17 protein-coding genes are annotated in these 26,347 nt (G+C 68.4%); 8 read left to right on the forward strand and 9 right to left on the reverse strand.

Translation table 11 applies throughout. The annotated features are described in order from the left end of the window. Window position 1: 1 nt before the first annotated feature. Window positions 2-1,132 (reverse strand): efflux RND transporter periplasmic adaptor subunit, encoded by a 1,131-nt coding sequence (locus NQ204_RS00790; protein ID WP_256642800.1) that lies wholly within the window; start codon window positions 1,130-1,132, stop codon window positions 2-4. 121 nt (window positions 1,133-1,253) lie between these two features. On the opposite strand from NQ204_RS00790, the gene NQ204_RS00795 reads away from it, so the two are divergent. From NQ204_RS00795 to NQ204_RS00805, 3 genes are all read left to right on the forward strand, one after another. Beyond that, complete coding sequence (locus NQ204_RS00795; RefSeq protein WP_116863952.1) at window positions 1,254-1,931, forward strand: TetR/AcrR family transcriptional regulator; 678 nt, start codon at window positions 1,254-1,256, stop codon at window positions 1,929-1,931. 139 nt (window positions 1,932-2,070) lie between these two features. After that, window positions 2,071-2,718, forward strand: coding sequence for a protein-L-isoaspartate O-methyltransferase family protein (locus tag NQ204_RS00800; protein ID WP_116863953.1), 648 nt, complete (start codon window positions 2,071-2,073; stop codon window positions 2,716-2,718). 16 nt (window positions 2,719-2,734) lie between these two features. After that, window positions 2,735-4,093, forward strand: a complete 1,359-nt coding sequence (locus tag NQ204_RS00805; protein ID WP_256642801.1) for a TolC family outer membrane protein — start codon at window positions 2,735-2,737, stop codon at window positions 4,091-4,093. Between the two features lie 148 nt (window positions 4,094-4,241). Here NQ204_RS00805 and NQ204_RS00810 read toward each other — a convergent pair whose 3' ends face one another. After that, a complete protein-coding gene (locus NQ204_RS00810) occupies window positions 4,242-5,498 on the reverse strand; it encodes an amino acid transporter (protein WP_256642802.1) in 1,257 nt (418 codons plus the stop codon). A gap of 213 nt (window positions 5,499-5,711) precedes the next feature. Further along, a complete protein-coding gene (gene waaA / locus NQ204_RS00815) occupies window positions 5,712-7,010 on the reverse strand; it encodes a lipid IV(A) 3-deoxy-D-manno-octulosonic acid transferase (RefSeq protein ID WP_200751356.1) in 1,299 nt (432 codons plus the stop codon). A gap of 60 nt (window positions 7,011-7,070) precedes the next feature. On the opposite strand from waaA, the gene NQ204_RS00820 reads away from it, so the two are divergent. Beyond that, window positions 7,071-7,988 carry an LpxL/LpxP family Kdo(2)-lipid IV(A) lauroyl/palmitoleoyl acyltransferase gene (locus tag NQ204_RS00820; RefSeq protein ID WP_116863955.1) on the forward strand — a complete coding sequence of 306 codons (918 nt, stop codon included), beginning with the start codon at window positions 7,071-7,073 and terminating at the stop codon, window positions 7,986-7,988. A 55-nt stretch (window positions 7,989-8,043) separates the two neighbouring features. Here the strand turns inward: NQ204_RS00820 and NQ204_RS00825 are convergent, their stop codons facing one another. The 4 genes from NQ204_RS00825 to NQ204_RS00840 all read right to left on the reverse strand — a co-directional run bounded on the left by NQ204_RS00825 (window position 8,044) and on the right by NQ204_RS00840 (window position 13,533). Further along, on the reverse strand, window positions 8,044-9,375 hold the full coding sequence (locus NQ204_RS00825; protein WP_256642803.1) for an O-antigen ligase family protein: 1,332 nt from the start codon (window positions 9,373-9,375) through the stop codon (window positions 8,044-8,046). Further along, a complete protein-coding gene (locus NQ204_RS00830; RefSeq protein WP_256642804.1) occupies window positions 9,356-10,471 on the reverse strand; it encodes a glycosyltransferase in 1,116 nt (371 codons plus the stop codon). Before NQ204_RS00830 ends, NQ204_RS00825 begins: the two co-directional genes overlap by 20 nt. Window positions 10,472-10,483: 12 nt before the next feature. After that, on the reverse strand, window positions 10,484-10,681 hold the full coding sequence (locus NQ204_RS00835; protein ID WP_108769947.1) for a zinc-finger domain-containing protein: 198 nt from the start codon (window positions 10,679-10,681) through the stop codon (window positions 10,484-10,486). 110 nt (window positions 10,682-10,791) lie between these two features. Continuing rightward, the gene (locus NQ204_RS00840; protein ID WP_256642805.1) at window positions 10,792-13,533 is read right to left on the reverse strand and encodes a TonB-dependent receptor plug domain-containing protein; all 2,742 of its coding nucleotides are present in this window, start codon (window positions 13,531-13,533) and stop codon (window positions 10,792-10,794) included. 417 nt (window positions 13,534-13,950) lie between these two features. Between NQ204_RS00840 and NQ204_RS00845 the strand changes: the two genes are divergently transcribed. Next, a complete protein-coding gene (locus tag NQ204_RS00845) occupies window positions 13,951-17,295 on the forward strand; it encodes a GH92 family glycosyl hydrolase (RefSeq protein WP_256642806.1) in 3,345 nt (1,114 codons plus the stop codon). Between the two features lie 4 nt (window positions 17,296-17,299). Further along, entirely contained in the window at window positions 17,300-18,046 is a 747-nt protein-coding gene (locus NQ204_RS00850) for a basic secretory protein-like protein (protein ID WP_116863960.1), read from the forward strand. Between the two features lie 155 nt (window positions 18,047-18,201). Here the strand turns inward: NQ204_RS00850 and NQ204_RS00855 are convergent, their stop codons facing one another. Continuing rightward, window positions 18,202-20,493 (reverse strand): NADP-dependent malic enzyme, encoded by a 2,292-nt coding sequence (locus tag NQ204_RS00855; protein WP_256642807.1) that lies wholly within the window; start codon window positions 20,491-20,493, stop codon window positions 18,202-18,204. A 228-nt stretch (window positions 20,494-20,721) separates the two neighbouring features. Beyond that, window positions 20,722-22,065 (reverse strand): dicarboxylate/amino acid:cation symporter, encoded by a 1,344-nt coding sequence (locus NQ204_RS00860; RefSeq protein WP_116864595.1) that lies wholly within the window; start codon window positions 22,063-22,065, stop codon window positions 20,722-20,724. A 324-nt stretch (window positions 22,066-22,389) separates the two neighbouring features. Between NQ204_RS00860 and NQ204_RS00865 the strand changes: the two genes are divergently transcribed. After that, entirely contained in the window at window positions 22,390-23,556 is a 1,167-nt protein-coding gene (locus NQ204_RS00865) for an OprO/OprP family phosphate-selective porin (protein ID WP_256642808.1), read from the forward strand. Window positions 23,557-23,624: 68 nt separating this feature from the next. Then, window positions 23,625-26,273 (forward strand): hybrid sensor histidine kinase/response regulator, encoded by a 2,649-nt coding sequence (locus tag NQ204_RS00870; protein WP_116864597.1) that lies wholly within the window; start codon window positions 23,625-23,627, stop codon window positions 26,271-26,273. Window positions 26,274-26,347 lie beyond the last annotated feature (74 nt).

Consider the following 26,347-nt stretch of genomic DNA (forward strand, 5'->3'; position numbering starts at 1 on the left):
CTTACTCCTTGGCCTTCGGCGCGGCGGCCGGCGTGGCCGGCTTCAGCACCGGGCGGTTCTGCCGGTCCACGGCGGTCACCGGCTGGCCGGCGCGCAGCAGATGGCCACCCGCGGCCACCACCCAATCGCCGGCAGCGACGCCGGACAGCACCGGCACGCTGTCGCTGCCATAGGCACCGGTGGTGACGGTCACTTCCTTCAGCGTGCTGTTGGCCGGATCCACCACCCAGACACTGGAGGCGCCGTTGGCACCGCGCTGCAGGGCAGCCAGCGGCAGCTGCAGGGTGCCGTTGCGCCCGGCGCTGCTGAACACCCGCGCGCTCTGCCCCAGCTCGACATCGGCCAGCGCTTCGGCAGCCAGGCTGACGCGGGTGGCGTAGGTGCGCGCCTGCGGGTCGGCCGCAGCGGCGATCTCGCGGATAGTGCCCGGCAGGCGCTGGCCCGGCCGGTTCCACAGTTCCACCTGTACCGGCTGGCCCACCGCGTAATCGCGGAAGGTTGCTTCGGGCAGGTCTATCAGCACTTCGCGGGCGCCATCGGCGGCCAGGTTGAAGATGGTCTGGCCGGCCGACACCACCTGCCCGGCCTCGGCCTCGCGGCTGGCGATCACGCCGTCGGCCGGCGCGCGCAGCTGGGCATAGCCGGCCTGGTTGCGCAGCACGTCGAGGTTGGCGCGGGCTGCGTTGGCCTGGCCCTGTGCGGCCTTGAAGGCGGCACTCTGCTGGTCCAGCTGCGAACGGCTGACCAGCTGCTGGTCGGCCAGCACCTGGTAGCGCTTGAGGTCATCGCGGGCACGCGCCAGGTCGGCCTCGGCCGCCGCCAGCTGTGCCTGCGAGGCGCGCGCCTGCAGGGCGAAGTCGGCCACGTCCAGCTCGGCCAGCACGTCGCCCTTCTTCACCCGCTGGCCGGCGTCCACATGCCGCTTGACCAGGTTGCCGCCCACGCGGAACGACAGCGGACTTTCCTGGCGGGCCCGGATGGTGCCCGGGAACGACGCCGCGCCCTGCCCGGCCTGCTCGCCCGGATGCACCACCAGCACCGGCACCGCCGCCTGCGGCGCCTGCTCCGGCCCCGAACAGGCGGCCAGCGCCACCACCCACACCCAACTGCCCAGCCAGCGCACGCTCTTCATCGGTCAACGTCCTGAAAACACAGGGTTCAAACGCGGGGGAGCCGGCACGAGGGCCAGCCCCAATTTAGTAAACTGGCCGGTATAGTATAAATATCGAACCGGTTGGTCTAGTATTACGGGAATGAGTTCTCCCACTTCCCGCAAAGCATCGGCCAAGCCTGCTGGCAAGGCCGCCGGTCCCGGGCGTCCGAAGGACCTCGGCAAGCGCGCGGCGATCCTCGAAGCGGCCAAGACCCTGTTCGTCGAACAGGGCTATACCGGCGTGAGCATGGACAGCATCGCCGCCCAGGCGGGCGTATCGAAGCTGACCGTTTACAGCCATTTCGGCGATAAAGAAACGCTTTTCACCGAAGCTGTGCAGTCCAAGTGCATGGAGATGCTGCCGGACGCGCTGTTTGTGGCCGATGCCGAGGGCCCGCTGCGCGACCAGCTGCTGGGCATCGGCCAGGCCTTCTTCGAGATGATCACCTCCGATGCGGCGATCTCGGTGCAGCGGGTGATGATGGCCCCGGAGACCGACGAACGCCTGCGCGAACTGTTCTGGCAGGCCGGCCCGGAGCGCACCTGCGAGGCACTGGCCGATTTCCTGCGCTCGCGCACCGCGCGCGGCGAGCTGGAGATCAGCGATTTCCGCCTGGCCGGCCAGCAGTTCCTGACCCTCATCAAGGGCGAAGTCCATATGAACCGGATGTGCGGCATGCCGCTGTCACCGGGACAGTGCGATGCTTCCAGCCACGTGCCCGACAGCGTCGATTTCTTCCTGCGCGCCTATGCGCCGCGAGGGTCTGGAACCGCCTGAAGCACCAAACTGAACGAACCGGAGGTCGCGATGACTTCCGGCACTGCGACCCCGGCCGCCCGAAAGCTGATGCTCTGGGCGCGCCGCCGGCCTCCGGCACCGGTAAAATGGCCGGCCCACTGCGCTGGATTTGAACCTCATGACGATTGATTACGCCCACGCCCGCGAACTGATGGTGGAACAGCAGATCCGTCCCTGGGACGTGCTGGACATCAAGGTGCTCGACGTGCTCGCCCGCCTGCCGCGCGAGGCCTTTGTCGCCGACGCGCACCGGGCGCTGGCCTATGCCGACGTCGAACTGCCGATCGGCAACGGCCAGAAGATGATGAAGCCGGTCATCGAGGGCCGTACCCTGCAGGCGCTGGATCTGCAGCCAGGTGACGAAGTGCTGGAAATCGGCACCGGCAGCGGCTTCCTTTCGGCCTGCATCGGCGCGCTGGCGCGCGACGTGCTGAGTCTGGAAATCGACCCGGAGCTGGCCACCGCTGCACGCGCCCGCCTGGATGCTTCGGGCCTGGGCACCAACGTCCGCGTCGAAGTGGCCGATGCCCTGACCTGGCAGACCGAGCGCCGTTTTGACGTGATCTGTGTCACTGGCGCGGTTGACGTGGTGCCGTCACAGTTCGCCTCGTGGCTGCGTCCCGGTGGTCGCCTGTTCGTGATCCACGGCCGCTCGCCGGCGATGGAAGCCCTGCTGGTCAAGGCCGACGGCAGCACCGAATCGCTGTTCGAAACCGATATCGATTACCTGCGCGGTGCCGCCCCGGCACCCCAGTTCCACCTCTGAGTCCAAGGAAGCCGCAATGATCCGCCGATCCCTCGCTGTTGCGCTGGCCACTGCCCTGCTGCCGTTGCCCGCCCATGCCGCCGACCTGCTGCAGGTCTATGAAATGGCACGCAATGGCGATCCGCAACTGTCGGCCGCCGAATCGACCCGGCTGTACGACAAGGAAGGCGCCGTGCAGGCGCGTGCCGCGCTGCTGCCGCAGATCAACGGCACCGCCTCGTTGAACCGCACGCGCACCGAAGCCGATGCCGATGCCAACTCCGGCACCGTCACCAGCAAGCGCCGCAACTATACGATCGACGGCAGCCAGACGCTGTTCAACTGGACGCAGATCAACAACCTGCGCTCGCAGCGTGAGCTGAGCAAGGCGGCGGATTTCACCCTCGATTCGGCCAACGACAGCCTGATCGTGCGCAGCTCGGCGGCCTACTTCAACGTGCTGGTGGCGATCGAATCGCTGAACGCCGCACAGACCAATGAAGCGGCCGCGAAGAAGCAGTTCGACTTCGCCGACAAGCGCCTGGAAGTGGGCCTGGCGCCGATCACCGACGTGCACGAAGCACGTGCCCAGTACGACCAGGCACGCGCCAACACCATCGTTGCGCAGAACACCCTGGCCGATAACTACCAGGCCCTGACCGAACTGACCGGCCAGCCGGTGATGAACCTGAAGGGCCTGCCGGCCGACTTCCGTCCGGAAGTGCCAGCCAACCGCGGCAACATCAGCGAACTGGTGCAGCAGGCGACCAGCCAGAACCCGGCGCTGAAGGCGCAGGAACTGAAGGTCAGCGCGGCTGAAGCCGGCGTGCAGGCTGCACGTGGCGGCCACTACCCGACCCTGTCGCTGGGCGGCAGCTGGGGCAAGAGCGCGACCTGGGGCGACAGCGTCGGTTCCGGTTCGCTCTCCCCCGATGCGCGCACCAACAGCATCGGCCTGACCCTGAGCGTGCCGATCTTCTCCGGCGGTGCCACCCAGTCCGGCGTGCGCCAGGCGCTGGCCCAGCGTGACATCGCCCAGGACGGCTACGAGCAGCAGAAGCGTGCCCTGGACCGCAACACCCGCAATGCCTACCAGACCCTGGTGCAGGGCATCAGCGAAGTGGAAGCCCGCCGCCTGGCGGTGGTCTCGGCGCAGAGCGCGTATGACGCGTCGCAGGTCGGCCTGGAAGTGGGTACCCGCACCGTGCTGGACGTGATCCAGAACCAGCGCATCCTGTTCTCGGCGCAGCTGGACTACGCCAACGCCCGCTACACCTTCCTGCAGAACCGCCTGCTGCTGAGCCAGTCGCTCGGTGCGCTGGACGTGGCCGAACTGCAGGACATCAACCGCCTGCTGACCCAGGATGCCGGCAACCCGGCCACGACCACGAACTGAGTCGTCGCCCTTCCGGTAGAACAAAGAAGCCACCCGCGAGGGTGGCTTTTTTGTGTATGCGAGTCGCAAGGTGTGCATTCACGCGTGGCATGGATCCAAGGGCAGTAGAGCCACCCCATGCGTGGCTGCCGTGCGCGATCACGCCTCCCTACCCCTGCCAGAGCTGGATGTGCCGGGCCAGCGGCACCAGGCACAACACGGCCGCCAACGGTGCGAACAGGTAGATCCACACCGTGCGCTGCCACGGCACCTGGCCCTGTGGCCGCAGCAGGCCCAGGCACAACACCGCCAGCAACGGCAGCACGCCAAGGCCTGGCGGCAGTATCGCGCGTTCGGGCAGCCACGGCACCAGCAGCATTGCCAGCGTGGCCACGCCCAGAGCCAGCGTCGCCCGCCCCGGGTCGCGGTTGTCGTGATCAGCGGCACCCGGCCGCCGCCACAGCGCCGGCAGCAGTTCCACCGCCAGCAGCAGCACCACCACCTGCAGCGCCATCAGCCCGGCCCAGCCTGCCACCGGCAGCAGCGGCAGCATCCACTGCAGCTGCGGCACCGCCTGCACGGCCACCGACAGCGGCCGCGTGCTGTCCAGCGCCACGAACTGCACCAGGCCCGACTGCAGCGCCGCCAGCCCCATCAGCAGCAGCATGGCCGCCAGGACCGCACCACCGGCCACCTGGGTCAGTTGCCGGTGCGGACGCTGCACCCGCGGCGCCACGCCCAGCAGCAGGCTCGCGCTGGCAAACACCCCCAACAGCGGCACGGCCGCAGCCACCACGCCCCCCAGGCCGAATCGATGCGGGCCGGTGGAGGACGGCATCCACGGCACCCAGTTGCCGTAATGCACGTAGCGCGCAGCCACCACCACCAGCAGCAGGCCCAGGCCGACTTTCACGCTCAGCAGCACGCAGGCGACCAGCAGCGTACGACGGGGCCGCAGCATCGCCGCCAGGCCGACCGGCAGCAGGCCCAGCGCCGCCGCCATGGATATCGGCAACCAGCGCTGCGGTGGTACGCCCAGGGCGCAGGCTACGGCGTTCAGGTGGCGGGCCCCCGACTGCGCGGCACCGGCGAGGGTGGCCAACAGATCCAGCAGCAACAAGGCCAGCAGGACGGCCGCCAGACGCTGCCCACAGATACCGTGCAACAACGCAGGCAACCCTGCCGCATCCGGCGTGCGGCGCATGACCTCACGCAGGCAGAACAGCAGCGGCGCCGTGCCCACGGCCGCCAGCAACAGGCTCAGCACGATGGCCGGCCCCGCGCGTGCCGCGGTGTTCTGGCTGACCAGCGCGATCACGCTGCCCCCGATCAGCAGGGTCAGCGCCAGCACCAGCAGGTGGTCGCTGCCCAACCGGTCGAACGCCGCGCGCCCGCTGCGCAGACCGGCACCGCTGTCGTCCTTCATCGCAAGCTCCCTTGATGCCATCCAAGCGTGATGGTCATCAGGCTGGCAGCACGGCCCCAGGGACGGAATCAGAATCGGCCGAACGTGTGCCGCGTTGTGATGGCAGCCACGGTGCGACGATGCCTGGCGGTCCGACTACGACAGCGCGGAGGGCATCAAGCAGGCTTGAATCCGTTGAACGCGACAGTACCGGGACGGCACCGTGCGCCAGCTTCAGTCGCGCGGCGGCGGCAGGTGCGGTGCGACCAGCGCCAGCGTGCGCTGCAGCGCCCCGCGGCCGTTGCTCACCAGCGTGCAACCGGCCCGCGCCATGTCTTCGCGGGCCTGCGCGTCGTCCAGCAGGTGCTGCAGCAGATCGCCCACCGCCTGCACGTCCTCGCCGATCAGCAGCGCCCCGGCCTCGCGCATGCGCCGCGAGATCTCGGAGAAATTATGCAGGTGCGGACCGGTCACCGCAGCCGTGCCCATTGCCGCCGGTTCCAGCAGGTTGTGCCCGCCGATAGCCTGCAGGCTGCCGCCGACGAAGGCGACCTGCGCACAGCCATAGAACGGCATCAGTTCGCCCAGCGTATCGATGACGAACACCTCCGTGCCCGCACCCGGCCACTGCTGCGCGCGGCGCGTGGCCACGCTCCAGCCCTGCTCGCGGGCCAGCGCTTCGACCTTCGGGAAGCGTTCGGGATGGCGCGGTGCCCACAGCAGCAGCAGGTCCGGATGGCGCTCGCGCAGGCGCCGATGCAGGTCGATCACCGCCTGCTCTTCGCCATCGTGGGTGCTGGCAGCGATCCACACAGGCCGCGTGGCCGGCACCTGCGCATGGAACTGGGCCACGAACGGCCGCACATCCGGCGTGGTGATGTCGAACTTCAGGTTGCCCAGCGCCTGTACCTGCTCCGGTGCCGCACCGAGCTGCACGAAGCGCGCCGCGTCGTCTTCCGACTGCGCGGCCACGCAGGTGACGGTGCGCAGCGCGCGGCGGATGAGCGCGGCCAGCACCCGGTAGCCGCGCAGCGAGCGGGCCGACAGGCGGGCGTTGAGGATGTAGACCGGGATGCGGCGGTCGCGGCAGCCGAACAGCATGTTCGGCCACAGCTCGGTTTCCAGGATCAGCGCCAGGCTGGGCTGGAAATGGCCGAGGAAACGGTTGACGCTGCCCGGCACGTCATACGGCAGGTAGACGTGGTCCAGCGCATCGCCCCACAGCGCGCGCACCCGCTCCGACCCGGTCGGGGTGATGGTGGTGATGACCCAGCGGATGTCCGGGCGCTGCTCGCGCAGGGCGTTGACCAGTGGCGCGGCGGCGTTGACCTCGCCCACCGAGACGGCGTGCAGCCAGACCCGCGGCTGGCCGGTCGGCTGCGGATAGGACGCATAGCGTTCATCCCAGCGCCGGAAGTATTCACGGACCCGGAAACCGCGCCAGACCAGGTGGTACACGGTGATTGGCAGCAGGATGTAGAGCACGACCGAATACAGGCCGCGCAGGATCCATTCGACAGGGTCTTTACGCATGCGGCAAGGATACGGGAGCCCCCCGGGAAAGACACGCGACGGGGTTGGTAGAATGGCGGCATGTCCGATGCCTCTACCGCCGTCCGCCCGTCCCTGGCCGATCCCCGCAACTGGCCGATGTTCGCGGCCATGTTCGCTGCCTTCGGCATCGCCCGGCTGCCCTGGATGCTGCAGCGCGCGCTCGGCCGCGGCGTCGGCTGGATCACCTGGCGCCTGCTCGGCAGCCGCCGCCGTGCCGCCGAGGTGAACCTGAAGCTGTGCTTCCCCGAGAAGGACGAAGCCTGGCGCAACCGCCTGGTGCGCGACAGCTTCGATGCCCTCGGCGTGGGCATCTTCGAATGCGCGCGTTCGTGGTGGGGCAGCATCGACAGCATCCGCCCGCAGGTCCAGATCGAGGGCCTGGAGCACCTCAAGCAGATGCAGGCCGAAGGCCGCGGCGTGCTGCTGGTGTCAGGGCACTTCATGACCCTGGAGATGTGCGGCCGCCTGCTGTGCGACCACGTCGACCTGTCGGGCATGTACCGCAAGCACAAGAACCCGGTGTACGAGTGGGCGGTGAAGTTCGGCCGGCTGCGCTACGCCAAGGCGATGTACGCCAACGAGGACATTCGTGCCACCGTGCGCCACCTGAAGAAGGGCGGCTTCCTGTGGTACGCGCCGGACCAGGACATGCGCGGCAAGGACACCGTGTTCGTGCCGTTCTTCGGCCACACCGCCGCCACCATCACCGCCACCCACCAGCTGGCGCGGATGACCGGCTGCGCGGTGATCCCCTACTTCCACCGCCGCGAAGGCGGAAAGTACTTCCTGAAGATCGGCGCGCCGCTGGAGAACTTCCCCAGCGAGGACGTGGAAGCCGATACCACGCGGGTCAACCAGGCCATCGAACAGATGGTGCGCGAGGCCCCGGACCAGTACCTGTGGATCCATCGGCGGTTCAAGCGCCAGCCCGGTGGCAGAAGCGATTTCTACAAATAACCGTTTCCACCGATAACCGGGAAAGGCCCAACCACGCATCGGCGTGGATGCGCGATCACACCGCTTTCGGTGCGTCGTCCGGTTCGCGGGCCAGCAACGTGCCGACGAACAACGCAGCCAACAACACCGTCACCCCGCCCCAGAACGCGGAATAGAACGCGAGTTGGGTGTTGAGCGGGAACACGGTGGCGGCCAGCGCCAGCATTGCCGGGCGCGCGCGGTCACGGGCCGCGGGCGGTGCGAAACGCCAGGCGCGCCACGCCTGGGCGACGGCGGCCAGCCACAGCAGCAGCCCCAGCACGCCGGTTTCGGCGAGGATTTCCAGCACGATCTGGTGGGCGTGCAGCGCCGGTTCGGCGCCCCACACCGCGGGCCCATCGTCACCGACGCACTGCGGGTACGCATCGCGGAAGCCGCGTGCGCCCACGCCGTTGATCGGGTGTTCGGCAATCATGCAACCGGCCGCACTCCAGATGCGCCCGCGTCCGGACAGCGCCTGGTCGACGCCCTCGGTGCCGCCGTCCCAGACCATCGCGGTGCGCGCCACGCGCTCGCGCAGCTGCGGCACGCTGGCGGTCAGTGCCGCCGTGGCCAGCAGGCCGACCACTGCCAGCAGGCCCAGCCGTTTCCAGCCGAGCTGGCGCATGCCGCTGTAGGCCACGATCACCGCGAAGGTGATCCACGACGCGCGCGAACCGGCCAGCAGCAGCACGATGGCCAGCGCCGCACCGGCGAGCAGCCAGCCCGGCGTACCGAAGCGGCGTGCGGCGGGGAGCAGCAGGAACGGCGAGAGGCTGGCCAGGACCTGGCCGAACTTGAGGTTGCACGGCCCCAGCGGACCACTGAGGCGGTCAGCCAGGGCCATTTCCTCGGCCGGGCACAGCGCGTGGCCGCTGACCGCCAGCTTCAGCTGCTGCAGCGACCAGAACCACGGGCTGGTACCGGCCATCGCCTGTACCAGCGCATCCAGCGTCCACAGCGCGGTGATCAGCGCCAGGCCACCGAAGATCAGGCGCCGCCGCTGCGGGGTGGCCACGGCAATCGCCACCAGCCACATGAAGGGCAGGTAGCGCAGGCCGGCGGCCGCCTTGGTCCACGACGCCGCCGTGTCGATCGCATCGAAGGCGGAAAACGCCTGCGGCAGCCAGTAACCGAGGAACAGGATCGACGTCAGTGCCCACGCCGCGGGCGTCAGCAGGTGCGGGCGGCGCTGCAGGCGGCGCATGATCATGCGTACCGCGGCATACACCGCGCCGAGGCCGAGCACGGTTTCGGCGACGCCCGGCAACGGCCACAGGGCCACGTAGGCCAGCACCCACCATGGCGCCCAGCGCCCAGCGCGCTCGTCAAACGCGATGGGTGCGGCGTCAGCCTGCAAGGTCGGCATAGAGGCGGAGGGTGTCGCGCTGCATGGTCTGCAGGGTAAACGGGATACGGCTCGGCAAGGACGGCGGCTGCGCCAGCAGGGCCAGCGCACGTTCACCCAGCGCCCGGGCATCGCCCAGCGGCACGGCGCCGGCCGGCTGCAGCTGCTGCAGCAGTTCGCCCACGCCACCATGGTCCCAGCCCAGCACCGGGCGACCGACCGACAGCGCCTCGACCACGGTACGGCCGAATGCCTCGGGCTTGTCCGACAGCTGCAGGACCAGATCGCTGGCCGCATAGGCCTGGGCGATGCGCGCGGTCGGGGTGCTGATCTGCACCGCCTCGGCCACGCCCAGCGCGGCCGCCTGGCGGCGCAGCTCGGCCACGTAGCTTTCGCGGCCGGGCTCGTCGGTGCCCAGCATCCACAGCTGTGCCGGCACGCCGGCAGCGCGCACGTCGGCCAGCAGCTGCAGTGCGTGCGCATGACCCTTCAGGCGGGTGCCACGGCCCGGCAGCAGCAGCAGTGGGCCGTCGACCTGGGCCAGCCAGGGGTAATCGGCGGCCAGCGCCAGCCGCGGCCGGCGGTCGGCACGGGCCACGCGGGGGAACTGGCCGGCATCGACGCCACGCGGAATGACCTGCAGGCGCTGCTCCGGCACCGTCGGGTAATGCTGCCGCACGTAGTCGCGCACCGTGTTGGATACACAGATGACGCGCTCACCGCTGGTCATCACCGCGCTGTAGCGGCTGGGCGAGTTCAGGCCGTGCACGGTGGTCACCCAGTGCGGGCGCTGCGCGGCCGGCATCGCACGGATCGCGTACAGGCCCAGCCACGCCGGCAGGCGCGAGCGCGCATGTACGATGTCCGCACCAACCTCGGCGAACAACCGCCGCAGGGTGGACAGGTGGCGCAGGGTCATCAGCGACTTGCGGCCGATATCAAGGGTGAGGTGCTCGGCACCGCTGTCCAGCAGCGGCTTCACCAGGCGGCCACCGGCGGACACCACCAGCGCGCGATGGCCGGCGGCGACCAGGGCCGCAGCGATTTCCAGGGTCGAGCGCTCGACGCCACCGGAGTGCAGCGCCGGCAGCAACTGCACCACGGTCAGTCGGCGCATCGAGGTGCCTGCTTAGTCAGCCAGCACGAAGGTGGAACCGCAGTACGGGCACTTCGCCTCGCCGTTGGGCTCGTCTTCGATCGGCAGGTACACGCGCGGATGCGAGTTCCACAGCGCCATTTCCGGAGTCGGGCAGCTCAGCGGCAGGTCGCTGCGGTGCACGGTGTAGCGCTTTTCGGCGTTGGCGGGCGCGGTGGCGGTATGGCTCATGGCGGGTGTCGATGAACGGATTGCGAGGCCTGCGATTCTAGCACCTTGGGGCGGTCCGGCCGCCCCCTGCCCGTTCAAGGCCCCCGGGCGTGCCCGGGGGCCAGCGGCCCTTACTGGAAGTCCAGCGACAGTTCCAGGAAGGCCGAACGGCCGAAGGCGTTGTAGACGCCTTGGTCGTAGTACGGCCAGTTGCCGTTGCTGCGGTCGATCGGCGGCATCTCGTCGGTCAGGTTGTTGACCGTCAGCAGCAGGCTGGCCAGGTCGTTGATGCGGTAGCCGACCGTCGCGTTCCAGGTGGTCCAAGGGCCGATGTCGCGCTGCTCGCCGCGGCTGTCCCAGGTGGGGGCATTGCGTATGCCGAAGGCGCTGGCGGTGAACGGCCCGCGCTTCCAGTTCACGCCCAGCGTGGCGCGGTACTGCAGCTCGTTGGAGTTGGCGCAGCACAGCTGGTCGTAGACCGGGTCGCCTTCCTTGTCCTGGGTGGTGTGCTTGAGCGGCCGGTAGTAGCCGGCATTGACCGCGAAGTCACCCACCGACTGCGTGGCCCAGCGGTAGTCCAGCGCCGCCTGCACGCCGTTCTGGCGCTGGCTGGCGATGTTGATCGGGTACGAGAACACCTTGTCCACGCCGTTCGGGTTGAGCGGATCGGTGGCCGGCTTGCGCTGCACCTGGCCCAGCACCTGCTGGCAGGTGGGCGAGTTGATGTCGAACGGGGTCTGCCCGTTCTCCGAGACGCCCAGGCGGCAGTTGGCCTCGGTGTCGAGGATGCTGTCGGTGCCGAGGATGCGCACTTCGTTCTCGATGACCACCGAGTTGTAGTCCACCGACAGGGTCAAGGCGTTGTCCAGGGTCGACCACACCACGCCATAGGTGAAGGTGCGCGCGGTGATGTCCTTCAGGTCGCGGTTGCCGGTGCTGGAGGACAGCACCGAGAGGCCGGACTGGTCGCACTCGTCGAAGTTGTCGGAGGTGTACCCGGCCTGCCGGCATTGGTAGAGATCGGTGTTGGTGGTGTAGCCACTGCTTTCGCGCGAGAACAGGTAGAACATGTCCGGCGAACGGAAGGCGGTGGCGTAGCTGCCGCGCAGCAGCAGCGATTCGATCGGCCGGTATTCCAGGCCCAGCTTCCAGGTGGCCTTGCCGTTGCCACCGCCGCCCTGCAGCGCGTACTTATCGTAGCGCCCGGACAGGTTGGCGCTGAACGTATCGATGATCGGCACCTGCAGTTCGGCGCCCAGCGCGTACAGGTCACGCTGGCCCTGCGCCGAGGTGCCGGCGGTCTGCCCGCGGAACAGCACCCCCGCGTTGGGATCGGCCGACTGGTTGAAGAACTTCTCGCGCTGGCCCTGCGCGATCAGCGCGAAACCGACGTCGCCGGCCGGCAGGGTGAACAGCGAGCGATCGGTCAGCAGCGCTGTCACTGCGGTGCGCGACGCACTGGATGCTGCACGGTTGAGGCCGCTGAAGCTGTCGTACTGCTCGCGGTTGATCGGCTGGTACAGCCGCGACAGATCCGGCGCGTAGACCTCGTAGCCATCCTGAATGCCCAGCATCGGCCCCAGGTAGTAGTCGTCAACGCCGTTCTTCGCCAGGAAATCGGTGGATTTGCGGGTGACGTCGGTGCTGGAACGGTTGACGTAGACGTCGTAGTCAAAGCCTCCAAGCACGCCGCGCACGCCGGCGGTGATGTTGAGCGAGCGGGTGTAGACGCGCTGGTCCTTGGCATCCAGGCCGACTTCCTCCGGCGCGTAGATGCGCTGCCACTGTTCGTACTGGCCGCTGGTCTGGTTGTAGAAGGTCTTGTTCCAGAACGGGCTGCCACCGCTGTAGGTGGGCCGGCCGAAGCCGAACAGGATGTCCGAGTACAGCTCGGTGTCCGGGCTGAGGTGGTAGCGCAGGAAGGTGGTGGCGTTGACGTCCTGGCTGGAGTTGTACAGCGACGCGGTGCCGACGTTGTCAGGCGTGCCGCAGTAGTAGCCGCCGCCGGAGATGTCACGGTGCGCGTACACGGTGCTGCCGCCAAACAGGTCCGACAGGGGCGCGCAGGTGGCCGCGCCCGGGTCGATGTAGGCGTTGGGGCCCATGCGCATGCGCAGGAAGCTGCGCGAAGGATCCTGCGGGCCGGTCGGGTTGTCGTTGACGCTGTCGATGCGGCTGCGGTCGAAGGCGTAGATCGCCTTCTGGTTGGTGTATTCCAGCCCGTAGCTGATATCGAGGTTGCCGAAGGTCTGGCCGCTGCTGGCGCTGAAGCGCTGGCTGGAGCCGCCGCCCTGGCTGTAGCCGCCGACGCGGTAGCGCAGGTGGGTGCCTTCGACGCGGTCCTTCAGCACGATGTTGACCACGCCTGCAATGGCCGAGGAGCCATACACCGAGGACTGGCCACCGGTGAGCACGTCGATGCGCTCGACCATGCCCAGCGGGATGTTGGCGATGTCGGCGATGCTCGTGTTGCCGTTGTAGGCCAGCGGGTAGCTGTTGATCGGCCGCCCGTTGATGAGGGTGAGGGTGTAGCTGGGGTCCAGGCCGAACAGGCTGATGGTCTTGGCGCCCGGGGTGTAGAAGCCGGTGCCCTGCGAATCCTGAACCGAGCCGTTCGACACCGGCAGCGAGCGCAGCGCGTCGAACACGGTGGTGAAGCCCTGTGCCTGGATCTGCTCGGCGGTGATGGTGGTGACCGGCGAGGGACCCTCCACCTGTGCGCGCGGGATGAGCGAGCCGGTGACCTTGACCGCATCCAGGTCGCGGGTGCGCGGCGGATCGGTGCCTTCCCCCTGCGGGGTCGACTGGGCCTGTACGGCAAGTGGCGACAACAGCAACGACGACATCAACAACGACAACAACCGGGGTTTCATCAAGCTCTCTCCAGAGGCGGATGACGGTCCAGCCGGTGGGGGGCGGACGGGAAGGTCGTGGATGGACGGCAGTGGCGGGCAACAGCGGGACGGCCATGGGGCCGGCCCGGATCAGGACATGCGGGGCATTCCGGTACAGGGGTGAGCTGGCCACTTTTAAATCGATCCAAGGCAATCTGTCAATAATTTGAAATGAAACGGTTTTGCCGGATTTGGATCGAACTAATTGCACTTGTCAGGGGGCAATGGGCTGAGGCAGGATCGGGGCGATTCCGACCCTGACCCGATCGCACGGCCCGACCCCCACCGGACCGGCATCGCCCCTTTCCACTGCCCCCTGGGCGGCGGGCGCGATGCTGTCCGTGGTGCGTGCCGATGCGGGTTCTGCCTGCCGCCTGCCCTACCGGGAGACCCTGCATGACCCTGTCCGATCCGCGCCGCGCCCTGCTTCCGCTTGCCCTCGCCCTGGCCTGCGCCACCCCCGCCCTGCCCGCACTGGCGCAGGGCCTGCAGACCTCGTTCGAAGCGGGCGAACCGGCACCGGCCAAGGCCGGCGGCGCCCTGCAGGTGCAGATCGGCAACGGTCCGGCCGAGCCCTATGCGGCCAAGCGCAATGTCGGCTACAGCGGCCTGCGCGCCCTGCACTACCAGGCCGGCGGTGGCAGCGCGCGGCGCGAACTGTTCAACACCGACCTGGCCATCGACGCCGATACCACGCTGTCCTGGCTGGTCCTGCCTGAGATCGTCGGCAAGGACACGGTGGCCTCCACCTACGTATCGCTGGACCTGCGCCTGGACGATGGCAGCCGCGTGTCCGCCAGCAACGCGCGCGACCAGCACGGCATCGCCCTCGGCGCACAGGCGCAGGGCGATTCGAAGACGCTGTACCCGCAGCAGTGGGCACGCAAGGCCGTGCGCCTGGGCGACGTGCCGGCGCTGCGCGGCCGCCGCGTGGTCGCCATCGAGCTGGAGGTGGCCAGCGCCGAGGGCGCGCCGGTCTCCGGCTGGATCGACGACGTGCGCCTGGATGCGCAGCCGCGCAACGTGCCGCAGCGGGTTTCGGACTGGGTGCTGACCACCCGCGGCACCCAGGCCAACGGCACCTTCTCGCGCGGCAACAACTTCCCGGCCACGGCGGTGCCGCATGGCTTCAACTTCTGGACCCCGGTGACCGATGCCGGCGCGCTCAACTGGCTGTACCGCTGGAACGAGCAGAACGATGCGAAGAACCGTCCGCAGCTGCAGGCGCTGGCACTGAGCCACCAGCCCAGCCCGTGGATGGGCGACCGCCAGACCTTCCAGGTGATGCCCTCGGCCAGCCGTGGCGTGCCCGAGGCCGACCGTGGCAAGCGTGCGCTGTCCTTCGACCGCAGCCACGAAAGCGCGCGCCCGTACCGCTACGACGTACGCTTCGACAACGGCATCGCCGCGTCCATCGCGCCGACCGACCACGCCGCGCTGTTCCACTTCGCCTTCCCCGAGGGCGGTGATGCCAACCTGCTGTTCGACAACGTCGATGCGCGTGGCGGCCTGAGCCTCGATGCGGCCACGCAGACCCTGAGCGGCTATACGGATACCCGCAGCGGCCTGTCCAACGGCGCCACCCGCATGTTCGTGGTCGCCCGCTTCGACAAGCCGTGGCGCAGCAGCGGCCGCATCGACACCGGCCGCCCCACCGGCTACATCAAGTTCGACGCGGGCAGCGATCGCCAGGTGACCATGCGCATCGCCACCTCGCTGATCTCGGTCGAGCAGGCGCGGCACAACCTGGACCTGGAAATCGCCGCCGCCGACACGCTGGACAGCGTCGCCGGCCGCGCGCAGGACGCCTGGGATGCACGCCTGGCCCGCTTCGACATCGGCAATGCCAGCGACGATGCGAAGACCACGCTGTATTCCAGCCTGTACCGCCTGTACCTGTACCCCAACTCCGGCCATGAAAATGCCGGCACCGCGGCCGCGCCGGACTGGCGCTACGCCAGCCAGGCCAGCGCCGAGGACAACAACACCGACGGCAGCGCCAACCGCAGCTTCGCGCCGGTGCGCGATGGCCAGGTGTACGTCAACAACGGTTTCTGGGATACCTTCCGCACCACGTGGCCGGCCTATGCGCTGTTCACCCCGGACGATGCCGGCAAGCTGGTGCAGGGCTTCATCGAGCAGTACCGCGCGGGTGGCTGGATCGCACGCTGGTCCTCGCCGGGCTACGCGGACCTGATGGTCGGCACCAGCTCGGACGTGGCCTTCGCCGATGCGTGGCTGAAGGGCATCGGTGGCTTCGACCCGGCCGAGGCTTATGCCGCCGCGCTGAAGAACGCCACCGTAGTGCCACCGGACCGCCATGTCGGCCGCAAGGGCATGGACCGCTCGACCTTCCGTGGCTACGCCAGCGCCGACGTGCATGAAGGCATGTCGTGGACGATGGAAGGCGCGTTGAACGACTTCGGCATCGCCAACATGGCCGAGGCCCTGGCCAAGCGCGCGAGCAGCGCCGCCGAACGCGAGCGCTACAGCACCGAGGCCGATTACTTCCGCTACCGCGCGGCCGGCTATTCGACCCTGTTCGACCCGGCCGCCGGCTTCTTCCAGGGCCGCAAGGAAGATGGCAGCTGGCGCCTGGATTCGAAGGCCTACGACCCGCGTGTGTGGGGCTACGACTACACCGAATCCAACGGCTGGACGTTCGCCTTCACCGCCGCGCACGACGGCGAGGGCCTGGCTGCGCTGTACGGTGGCCGCGACAAGCTGGCCGCCAAGCTCGATACGTTCTTCTCGACCCCGGAAACCGCCGACCCGGCGCTGGCCGGTTCCTACGGCGGCACCATCCATGAAATGACCGAAGCGCGCGACGTGCGCATGGGCATGTACGCGCACAGCAACCAGCCGGCGCACCACATCCCGTGGATGTACCTGTACGCCGGGCAGCCGTGGAAGACCCAGCAGCACGTGCGCGAGATCCTGTCGCGCCTTTATGTCGGCAGCGAGATCGGCCAGGGCTACCCGGGCGATGAGGACAACGGCGAGACGTCGGCGTGGTATCTGCTGGCCTCGCTGGGCCTGTACCCGCTGCGCATGGGCGCGCCGGAGTACGTGATCGGCTCGCCGGCCTTCGAGCATGCGCGGGTGGAACTGCAGGGCGGCGCGGTGCTGACCGTCAACGCGGCCAACAACTCGGCGCAGAACGTCTACGTGCAGTCGCTGAAGATCAACGGCAAGCCGTGGACCAAGACCTGGGTGCCGCACGAGATGATCGCCAAGGGCGCGACGCTGGACTTCGTGATGGGCCCGCAGCCCTCGCGCTGGGGCAGCGGTGCCGACGATGTGCCGCGTTCGCTGACCGCGCCGGGCAAGCGCCCGCAGATGCTGCATGACCTGCTCGGCAACGGTGCCCGCGCGGCGCTGGCCGATGGCCGTGCGGTGCCCGCGCTGCTGGACGACGATGCGACCACGGCCGTGCCGCTGGGCGCGGGCGCCACCATTGCACTGACGGTGGTGGGCGATGGCGCGCCGACGATGTACACGCTGACCAGCGGTGAAGGCGCGATCCGCGGTGCCGGATGGACGCTGGAAGCACGCACGGCCGGCGGCCGCTGGACGACGCTGGATGAGCGCCGTAGCGAAGATTTCACCTCGCCGCGGCAGACTCGCCCGTTCCGCATCGCCTCGCCCTCACGCTTTGCAGAGTACCGTCTGCGCGTGGCTGCGCCGGGGCGCCTGCAGCTGGCCGAGATCGAACTGTTGTCGCCCTCCACCGTAAACTGATCCCATGCGCCTTCGCCTGCTGACTCTTGCCCTCGCTGCATTCACCCTGCCCGGCATCGCGCAGGGCCAGCCATCGCAGACCGATGCCTTCGATGGCCAGGTCACGCGCGAAGGCGTGACCCTCTCCTACCAGGATCCCACCGGCGCGCTGTCCGCGCCGGTACGGAAGCGGATCATCGACACGTTCTACTTCGCCTACCTGCGCGAACGGGCGGATTTCCACCCGAAGGCGCCGGCCGACGTGCGCATCGTGATCGACCCGGCCTACAACGGCGTCGCCTACGTGGGCGACAAGGACAAGGCCACCACGATCACCATCAACCCGGGCTGGCTGCTGCAGCACCCCGATGACATCGACCTGGTGACCCACGAGGCGATGCACATCGTGCAGGGCTACCCGAGCTACGGCGACAAGCGCGTGCCGGGCTGGCTGGTGGAAGGCATCGCCGACTACGCACGCGACCGCTATGGCATGGGCAATGCTGCGGCGGGCTGGGCGCTGCCGCAGAAGGTGGGCAAGGGCCAGACCGTGGAAAGCGGCTACCGGGTGACCGGTGCGTTCCTGAAGTGGGCCGAGGGCGAACACCCCGGCCTGGTACTGACGCTGGACAAGGCCCTGCGTGCAGGCCAGTACACCCCGGCGCTGTGGCAGAAGCACGCCGGCAAGGCACTGCCGGCGCTGTGGGCCGAGTACGCCAAGCCGCGTTCGGATGCCCCGCCGCCGGCACCGGCACGACGCGGCAAGCGCTGACCGGTAGCGCCGGGCCATGCCCGGCGGAATGCCTGATTGGCCGCGCTGCGCGCTCGCCGGGCATGGCCCGGCGCTACCCGATCCGGTTTCCGCTGTGCGGAAACAGAAACGCGCCCCATGGGGCGCGTTTCTGCAGGTGTCGCGGGAACGAAGGCTTACGCCTTCTTTTCCGCTTCCAGCTGCTTGCGGATCTGCGCATCCACCGCGGCAATCGCGGTCATGTTCAGCACGCGGCGCGAGGTCGCGCTGGTGGTGAGGATGTGCACCGGCTTGTTCACGCCCATCAGGATCGGACCGATCGCCACGCCGTCGGTGAACACACGCACCAGGTTGTAAGCGATGTTGGCCGCTTCCAGGTTCGGCAGCACGAACAGGTTGGCACGGCCCTGCAGGGTCGAGCCCGGCAGCAGCTTCTGGCGCAGGGCTTCGTCCCATGCGGTGTCGCCCTGCATCTCGCCGTCCACGTTCAGACGCGGGTTGCGCTTGAGCAGCATCTCGCGCACCTGGCGCATCTTCAGCGCATCCTTCGAATCGTGGCTGCCGAAGTTGGAGTGCGACAGCAGCGCCACCTTCGGCTCGATACCGAACAGCTTCATGCGGTAGGCGGCCTGCAGGGTCGCTTCGCACAGCTGCTCGGCGGTCGGGTCCTCCTGCACGTGGGTGTCCACGAAGAAGAACACGCCCTGCTGGTTGATCACGCCGGTCATGGCCGAGGTCGAGGTGACCTTCGATTCCAGCGGCAGCACGCTGCGCACGTAGCCCAGCTTCTTGTGGAAGCGGCCGACGATGCCGGTCAGCATCGCATCGGCTTCGCCACGGGCAACCATCACGGCGGCGATCAGGGTCGGGCGCGAACGCATCAGGTTCTTCGCCGCGGCCACGGTCACGCCGCGGCGGCCGGTCAGGCCGTGGTAGTACTGCCAGTATTCGTTGAAGCGCGGGTCGTCATTGATGTTGGTGACCTCAATGTTCTCGCCGACCTTCAGGCGCAGGCCGAGACGCTCGATGCGCGATTCGATGACGTCCGGGCGACCGATCAGGATCGGGTGCGCCAGGCCTTCGTCGACCACGTTCTGCACGGCCTGCAGCACCACTTCTTCTTCGCCTTCGGCGTAGACCACGCGCTGCTTGTCGTTGCGCGCGCGGTCGTAGACCGGCTTCATCATCAGGCTGGTGCGGTAGACGAACTGGGCCAGCTTGTCGCGGTAGGCGCCCATGTCGGCGATCGGACGGGCGGCCACGCCCGAATCCATCGCGGCCTGGGCCACGGCGGCCGACAGCTCCACCAGCAGGCGGCGGTCGAACGGACGCGGGATCAGGTATTCACGGCCGAAGCTCGGGGTGTCACCGCCATAGGCCGAGCCCATGTCGGTGGCCGCACGGCGGGCCAGCGCGGCGATGGCGCGCACGCAGGCGATCTTCATTTCCTCGTTGATCGCGGTGGCGCCGACATCCAGCGCGCCACGGAACAGGTACGGGAAGCACAGCACGTTGTTGACCTGGTTCGGGTAGTCCGAACGGCCGGTGCCGATGATCGCGTCCGGACGGGCGGCGCGCGCCAGTTCCGGCATGATTTCCGGGGTCGGGTTGGCCAGGGCGAAGATCACCGGATCCGGCGCCATGGTCTTGACCATCTCCGCGGTCAGGATGCCCGGGGCCGACAGGCCCAGGAAGATGTCTGCGCCGTCGACGATCTCGGCCAGGGTGCGCTTGTCAGTGTCGCGCGCATAGCGCTGCTTTTCCGGGTCCAGATCGGTACGGCCGGTGTGGATGACGCCCTCGCGGTCGAAGGCCAGGATGTTCTCCGGCTTCAGGCCCAGCTGAACCAGCATGTTCACGCAGGAAATGCCGGCCGCGCCCATGCCCGTGGTCGCCAGCTTCACTTCTTCGATCTTCTTGCCGGTGATGGCCATGGCGTTGATCACCGCCGCGCCGACGATGATCGCCGTGCCGTGCTGGTCGTCATGGAACACCGGGATCTTCATGCGCTCGCGCAGCTTGCGCTCGACCACGAAGCATTCCGGGGCCTTGATGTCTTCCAGGTTGATGCCGCCGAAGGTCGGCTCCAGCGAGGCGATGATGTCGACCAGCTTGTCCGGGTCGGTCTCGTCCACTTCGATGTCGAACACATCAATGCCGGCGAACTTCTGGAACAGCACGCCCTTGCCTTCCATCACCGGCTTGCCGGCCAGTGCGCCGATGTTGCCCAGACCCAGCACCGCGGTGCCGTTGGAGATGACCGCCACCAGGTTGCCGCGCGCGGTCAGCTCGCTGGCCTGCTGCGGGTCGGCCTTGATCGCTTCACAGGCGTACGCAACGCCCGGCGAATACGCCAGCGACAGGTCGCGCTGGGTCAGCATGGGCTTGGTTGCAGAGACCTTGATCTTGCCCGGCGGGGACATCCGGTGGTAATCGAGGGCGGCCTGTTTGAAATCTTCGTTGGACATCGACGTGGATTAATGAATGGGCAAGGGGGACAGGGGATGATACCCCCGTTGGAGGGCCTGGACCTGTCGCTATCCTGTCGCAATCATGCTGCGACTGCACAATTCCGTGCCGTATGCGACTAGTCCAGGGACCAGCTTCGGCGATGCCCACGACAGCCATGGGTCGCCTTGAAACGTTGCGGGGCCGCGTCACTCACGTGACCGGCCCCGCGGTACCACACACCTGTGTCAGCCCTTGGCGGGCAGTGCCTCCGGCACGGCATCGACCGGCAGCGGCAGCTCGCTCTCGCGGCCGTCCAGCGCCAGCTTCAGGCGGTCACGGTCCAGCGCGCCTTCCCAGCGCGACACCACCACCGTGGCCACCGCGTTGCCGATGAAGTTGGTCAGCGAGCGGCATTCGCTCATGAAGCGGTCCACGCCCAGGATCAGCGCCATGCCAGCCACCGGCACTTCCGGTACCACGGCCAGAGTGGCGGCCAGGGTGATGAAGCCGGCACCGGTGACGCCGGCCGCGCCCTTGGAGCTGAGCATGGCGACCAGCAGCAGGGCGATCTGGTGGCCCAGGGTCAGTTCGGTGTTGGTGGCCTGGGCGATGAACAGCGCGGCCAGGGTCATGTAGATGTTGGTGCCGTCCAGGTTGAACGAGTAGCCAGTGGGGACCACCAGGCCGACCACCGACTTGCTGCAGCCGGCGCGTTCCATCTTCTCCATCAGCGACGGCAGCGCCGATTCGGAGGAGGAGGTGCCCAGCACCAGCAGCAGCTCGGCCTTCAGGTAGCGGGCCAGCTTGAACACCGAGAACCCGCACAGGCGGCAGACCACGCCGAGGATGACGGCCACGAACAGGAAGGCGGTCAGGTAGAACGAACCCACCAGCCAGGCCAGGTTGATCAGCGAACCGACGCCGTACTTGCCGATGGTGAAGGCGATGGCACCGAAGGCACCGATCGGGGCGGCCTTCATCAGAATGTGCACCAGCTTGAACACCGGGGCGACCAGCGCCTCCAGGAAGTTCACGATCGGCTTGCCCTTCTCACCCACCGAAGCCAGCGCGATGCCGAACAGCACGGCCACGAACAGCACCTGCAGGATGTTGCCGTCGACGAAGGCGCTGATCAGCGTCTTCGGGATGACGTCCATCAGGAAGCCGACCAGGGTCAGGTCATGCGACTTCTCGACGTAGCTGTGGACCGCGGTCTGGTCCAGCTCGGCCGGGTTGATGTTCATGCCCGCGCCGGGCTGCACGACGTGCGCCACGATCATGCCCACGATCAGGGCCAGGGTGGAGAAGAACAGGAAGTACGCCATCGCCTTGGCAAAGACGCGGCCCACCGTGCGCAGGTGGGTCATGCCGGAGATGCCGGTGACGATGGTCAGGAAGATGACCGGCGCGATGATCATCTTCACCAGGTTGATGAAGGCATCGCCCAGCGGCTTCATCTTCTCGCCGATCATCGGCTCGTAGTGGCCGAGGACGGCGCCCAGGATGATCGCCACGATCACCTGGAAGTACAGCTGGCGGTAGAGCGGCAGCGGCTTGCTGGGCAGCGCCGGGGTGGTCGGGATGTGCATGGCGGACTCCGGAAGGGGCGGTTCTTGCGCATACGGCTCCCGCGTTGGCGGGACCGTCTCCGTGGATCTGGACCGACCTGCGCGGCATGCACGGGCGTGTCCAATGGACGCCTTTGTACGCGCAGGGCACGCCGCCGCAGATAACCTATTGGTACTAGCCCCCCGGTTCAGGTGGCTCGGGTGCCTACACTGGCGCCGCACCGCCTGTCCCGGGGACGGCCACCGGCCCGACCTGAACGATCGGGCGCCCCCCTGCGAAAGTTCCGGCCAGCGCGGCCGTTGTTGTCCTGTCCACACGCATCCGAGAGAGAGAGCCGCACCACCATGCGCCCCATTCCGACCCTGCTGGCCATGTCGCTGGCCGCCCTGCCCGCCTTCGCCTCCGCCGCCGATTTTGACAACTGGCCGACCAAGTACGCCTTCAGCGATGGCACCGAACTGGCCGCCACCGGCAACATCGCCTACGACTACAACGACTTCTCCTCTGGCAGCGGGATCGAAGACGATGACGCCGTGCGCCGCAAGGAGTTCGGCGCGACCCTGAAGAAGAAGGGCGTGTACGACGCGATGGTGTACTACGACTTCCAGTCCGATACCTGGCTGGACGTGTTCGTGCGCTTCGAGAGCAAGGCCTTCCTCGGCCGTGATGTCGGCCGCTTCCGCTTCGGCTACATGAAGACCCCGGTCGGCCTGGACGGCAACACCTCCTCGCGCGCCGGCAGCTTCCTGGAGACCGCCCTGCCCGTGCAGGCCTTCTACGCAGGCCGTCGCACCGGCGTGGAATGGGTGCTGGAGCGCCCGCAGTACCTGCTGCAGGCTGGCGCCTACGGTGGCAAGGACCTGCAGGGTGACAACCCCGGCACCACCCAGGCCGTGCGCGCGGTCTGGACCCCGATCAAGGCACCGGGCGACGTGGTCCACCTTGGCCTGGCCTATTCGCAGGAAAACCCGCGCGGCTACCGCGACGGCCGCGACGTGCACCACGAAGCCAGCGCCCGCCTGCGTGCGCGCCCGGAAGCCGGCCTGACCGACATCCGCCTGGTCGACTCCGGCGCGCTGGTCACTGCCGACCAGATCCGCCGCACCGGCCTGGAAGGCATCTGGATCCGCGGTCCATTCTCGCTGCAGGGTGAAGCCCTGCAGGCCACGGTGACCCGCAAGGGCCTGCCCGACTACACCGGCAGCGGCCAGTACGCCATGGCCAGCTGGGTGCTGACCGGCGAATCGCGCCCGTACAGCGCCGGCGCGGTCGCCAACATCAAGCCGGCCCACAGCTACGGTGCGGTCGAGCTGCTGGCCCGCTACAGCCGCATCGACCTCGACGACGGCAGCATCCTCGGCGGGCGCCAGCATGACCTGACCGTGGGCGCCAACTGGTACCTGACCAGCCACTTCAAGTTCCAGGCGAACTACGTGAAGGTCGATGCCAGCCGCCGTGGCGTGCACAGCACCCCGGAAATCTTCGAACTGCGCGCGCAGATGCACTTCTGATCCCTTCCACAGAGCAGAGACCGGCGGGCGTGCATGCCACCCCCGCCGGCCCTGCGTAGACTGCCGCCATGTACTGGCTCAGCCGCCACCGGATGCTGTTGCTGACCATCGCGGTGTTGGTCGGTGGCACCGTGCTGTGCGCGATCGCCGCCGGCCACTTCGCCTGGCGCCGCGCGCTGGCTGCAGAAAGCAACCAGGTGCAGCGCCAGCTGCAGCTGTACGGCCAGGGGCTGCAGCAGCGCATTGACCGCTTCGGCACCCTGCCGCAGGTAATGGCGCTGGACCCGGACCTGCTGCAGGCGCTGCGCGCGCCGCTGACACCCGCCGCAACGCAGCGCCTGAACCTCAAGCTGCAGCGCGCCAACCAGGTCACCCGCACCTCGACTCTGACCCTGGTCGGCCGCAATGGCGTGGCCGTGGCGGCCAGCAACTTCGACCAGCCCTCGACCAACGTCGGCGAGGACTACGCCTACCGCCCCTACTACCAGCAGGCGCTGGCGCATGGGCGTGGCCGCTTCTACGGCATCGGCATGACCACCGGCGTGCCGGGCTACTTCATGTCCGAGGCGATCGTCGATGGCGACGGCCAGCGCATCGGCGTGATCGTCATCAAGATCGAGCTGTCCGCACTGGAACAGGAATGGCTGGGCAGCCCCGACGTGGTGCTGGCCAGCGACAACCATGACGTGGTGTTCCTGGCCAACCGCGATGAGTGGCGCTATCGCCTGCTGCGCCCGCTGGGGGCCGACGAGCGCCGCGAGATGCTCGATGCCCGCCAGTACGCCGACCGTTCGCTGCAGCCGCTGCGCGTGCGCACCGAAGATGTGCTGGCCGATGGCGGGCGCATGGTGCGCCTGCTCGACCCGGCGTTGCCGCAGGCGATGCTGTGGCAGACCCTGCCGCTGCCCGACGAGGACTGGAGCCTGCACCTGCTGCATGACGCCGGCGGTGCGTCCAGCGTGGGCCGCGCCGCGGCCATGGCCGGTGCCGCCGTGTGGCTGGCACTGGGCTTCCTGGTGCTGTTCGTGCAGCAGCGCCGGCGCCTGTCCCGGCACCGCCAGCGCAGCCGCAGCGAGCTGGAAACCCTGCTCAAGCAGCACGCGCAGGAACTGCGCACCGCCCAGGACGGCCTGCTGCAGGCCGCCACCGACGCCGACAGCGGGCTCAGCCGCAGCCTCGAGCACCTGCCGCAGGGCGTGGTCATCATCGACCGCGAACTGCGCCTGGTGGCGTGGAATTCGCGCTACATCGAACTGTTCCGCTTCCCGCAGGGGCTGGTGCGGGTGGGCCGGCCGATCGAGGAGCTGTTCCGCTTCAACGCCCGCCGCGGCTTGCTCGGTCCCGGCCCCGTCGACGATGCCATCGAGCGCCGCCTGAACCACCTGCGCAGCGGCCGCCCGCACATGCGCGAAAGCGAGAAGGACGACGGCACGGTGCTGGAGATCCGCGGCAATCCCCTGCCCGACGGTGGCTTCGTCACCAGCTATGCGGACATCACCAGCTACAAGAACGCCGCGCGCGAACTGCGCTCTCTGGCCGATGCGCTGGAACACCGGGTGGCCGAGCGCACCCATGACCTGGAGGAAGCGCGCCGCGAGGCCGTGCAGGCCAACCGCTACAAGACCCGCTTCGTCGCCTCGGCGGTGCACGACCTGCTGCAGCCGTTGAATGCTGCGCGCATGTTCGTTTCGGTGCTGCGCGCGCGGCTGAATGGCGAAGCGCGCGAACTGAGTGAGCACGTAGACGCCGCACTGGCCGCGCAGGACGCCATCCTCAACAGCCTGCTGGATATCTCGCGGCTGGAATCGGGCTCCCTGCAGACCCGCGTGCGTGCATTCGCACTGTCGCCGCTGCTGGAGACCCTGGCCCGCGAGTTCGGCATCGCCGCGCAGAGCCGTGGCCTGCAGCTGGACTGGATCGACACCCGCGCGGTGGTGGTCAGCGATGAAGCCCTGCTGCGCCGCATCCTGCAGAACTTCCTGTCCAATGCGCTGCGCTACACCCCGCGCGGACGCGTGCTGATCGGCTGCCGGCGCGTGGGCGACCAGCTGCGCATCGAAGTGCACGACCAGGGGCCGGGCATTCCGGAAAGCCTGCAGGGCGAGATCTTCGAGGAATTCCGCCGCCTGAACGATGGCGTCGAACAGGAACGCGGCGCGGGCCTGGGCCTGGCCATCGTCGAGCGCATCGGCCGACTGCTCGGCCACCGCATCAGCCTGCGTTCCACGCTGGGCAAGGGCAGCGTGTTCGCGGTGAGCGTGGCGCTGGGGCATGCCGACGATGTGGCCGCGCCGGCACCGCCGCCCGTGCTGGCCGCCGAACCGTCCGACGACAGCCCGCTGCGCCAGTGCCGGGTGTGGAGCATTGACGACGACCCGCGGGTGTGCGCGGCCACCCGGGCCCTGCTGGAGCGCTGGGGCTGCAACGTCGAGTTGGCCGATGGCCCGCAGGGCGCACTGGAGATCGCCAGCGCGCTGAACGTGCCGCAGTTGCTGTTGCTGGACGTGCGCATGGGCCAATGGCACGGGCCGGATCTGTACGAGGCGCTGTGCACGCTGTGGCAGGCGCGGCCGCCGGTGATCCTGGTGACCGCCGAGCGCGATGACGCGCTGAAGGCGCATGCCGCCGAACACGGGTGGGGCTTCCTGCCCAAACCGGTGCGACCACCGGCGCTGCGCGCGTTGATGACGCAGATGCTGTTGCGGCATCGGGCGTAGAGTCGAGCTTGCTCGACTGCATTGCTCCGCTTCCTGTAGAGCCGAGCCCACGCTCGGCTGCATTGCCTACAATC

It is taken from the genome of Stenotrophomonas testudinis (assembly GCF_024499815.1).
GTDB lineage: Bacteria > Pseudomonadota > Gammaproteobacteria > Xanthomonadales > Xanthomonadaceae > Stenotrophomonas.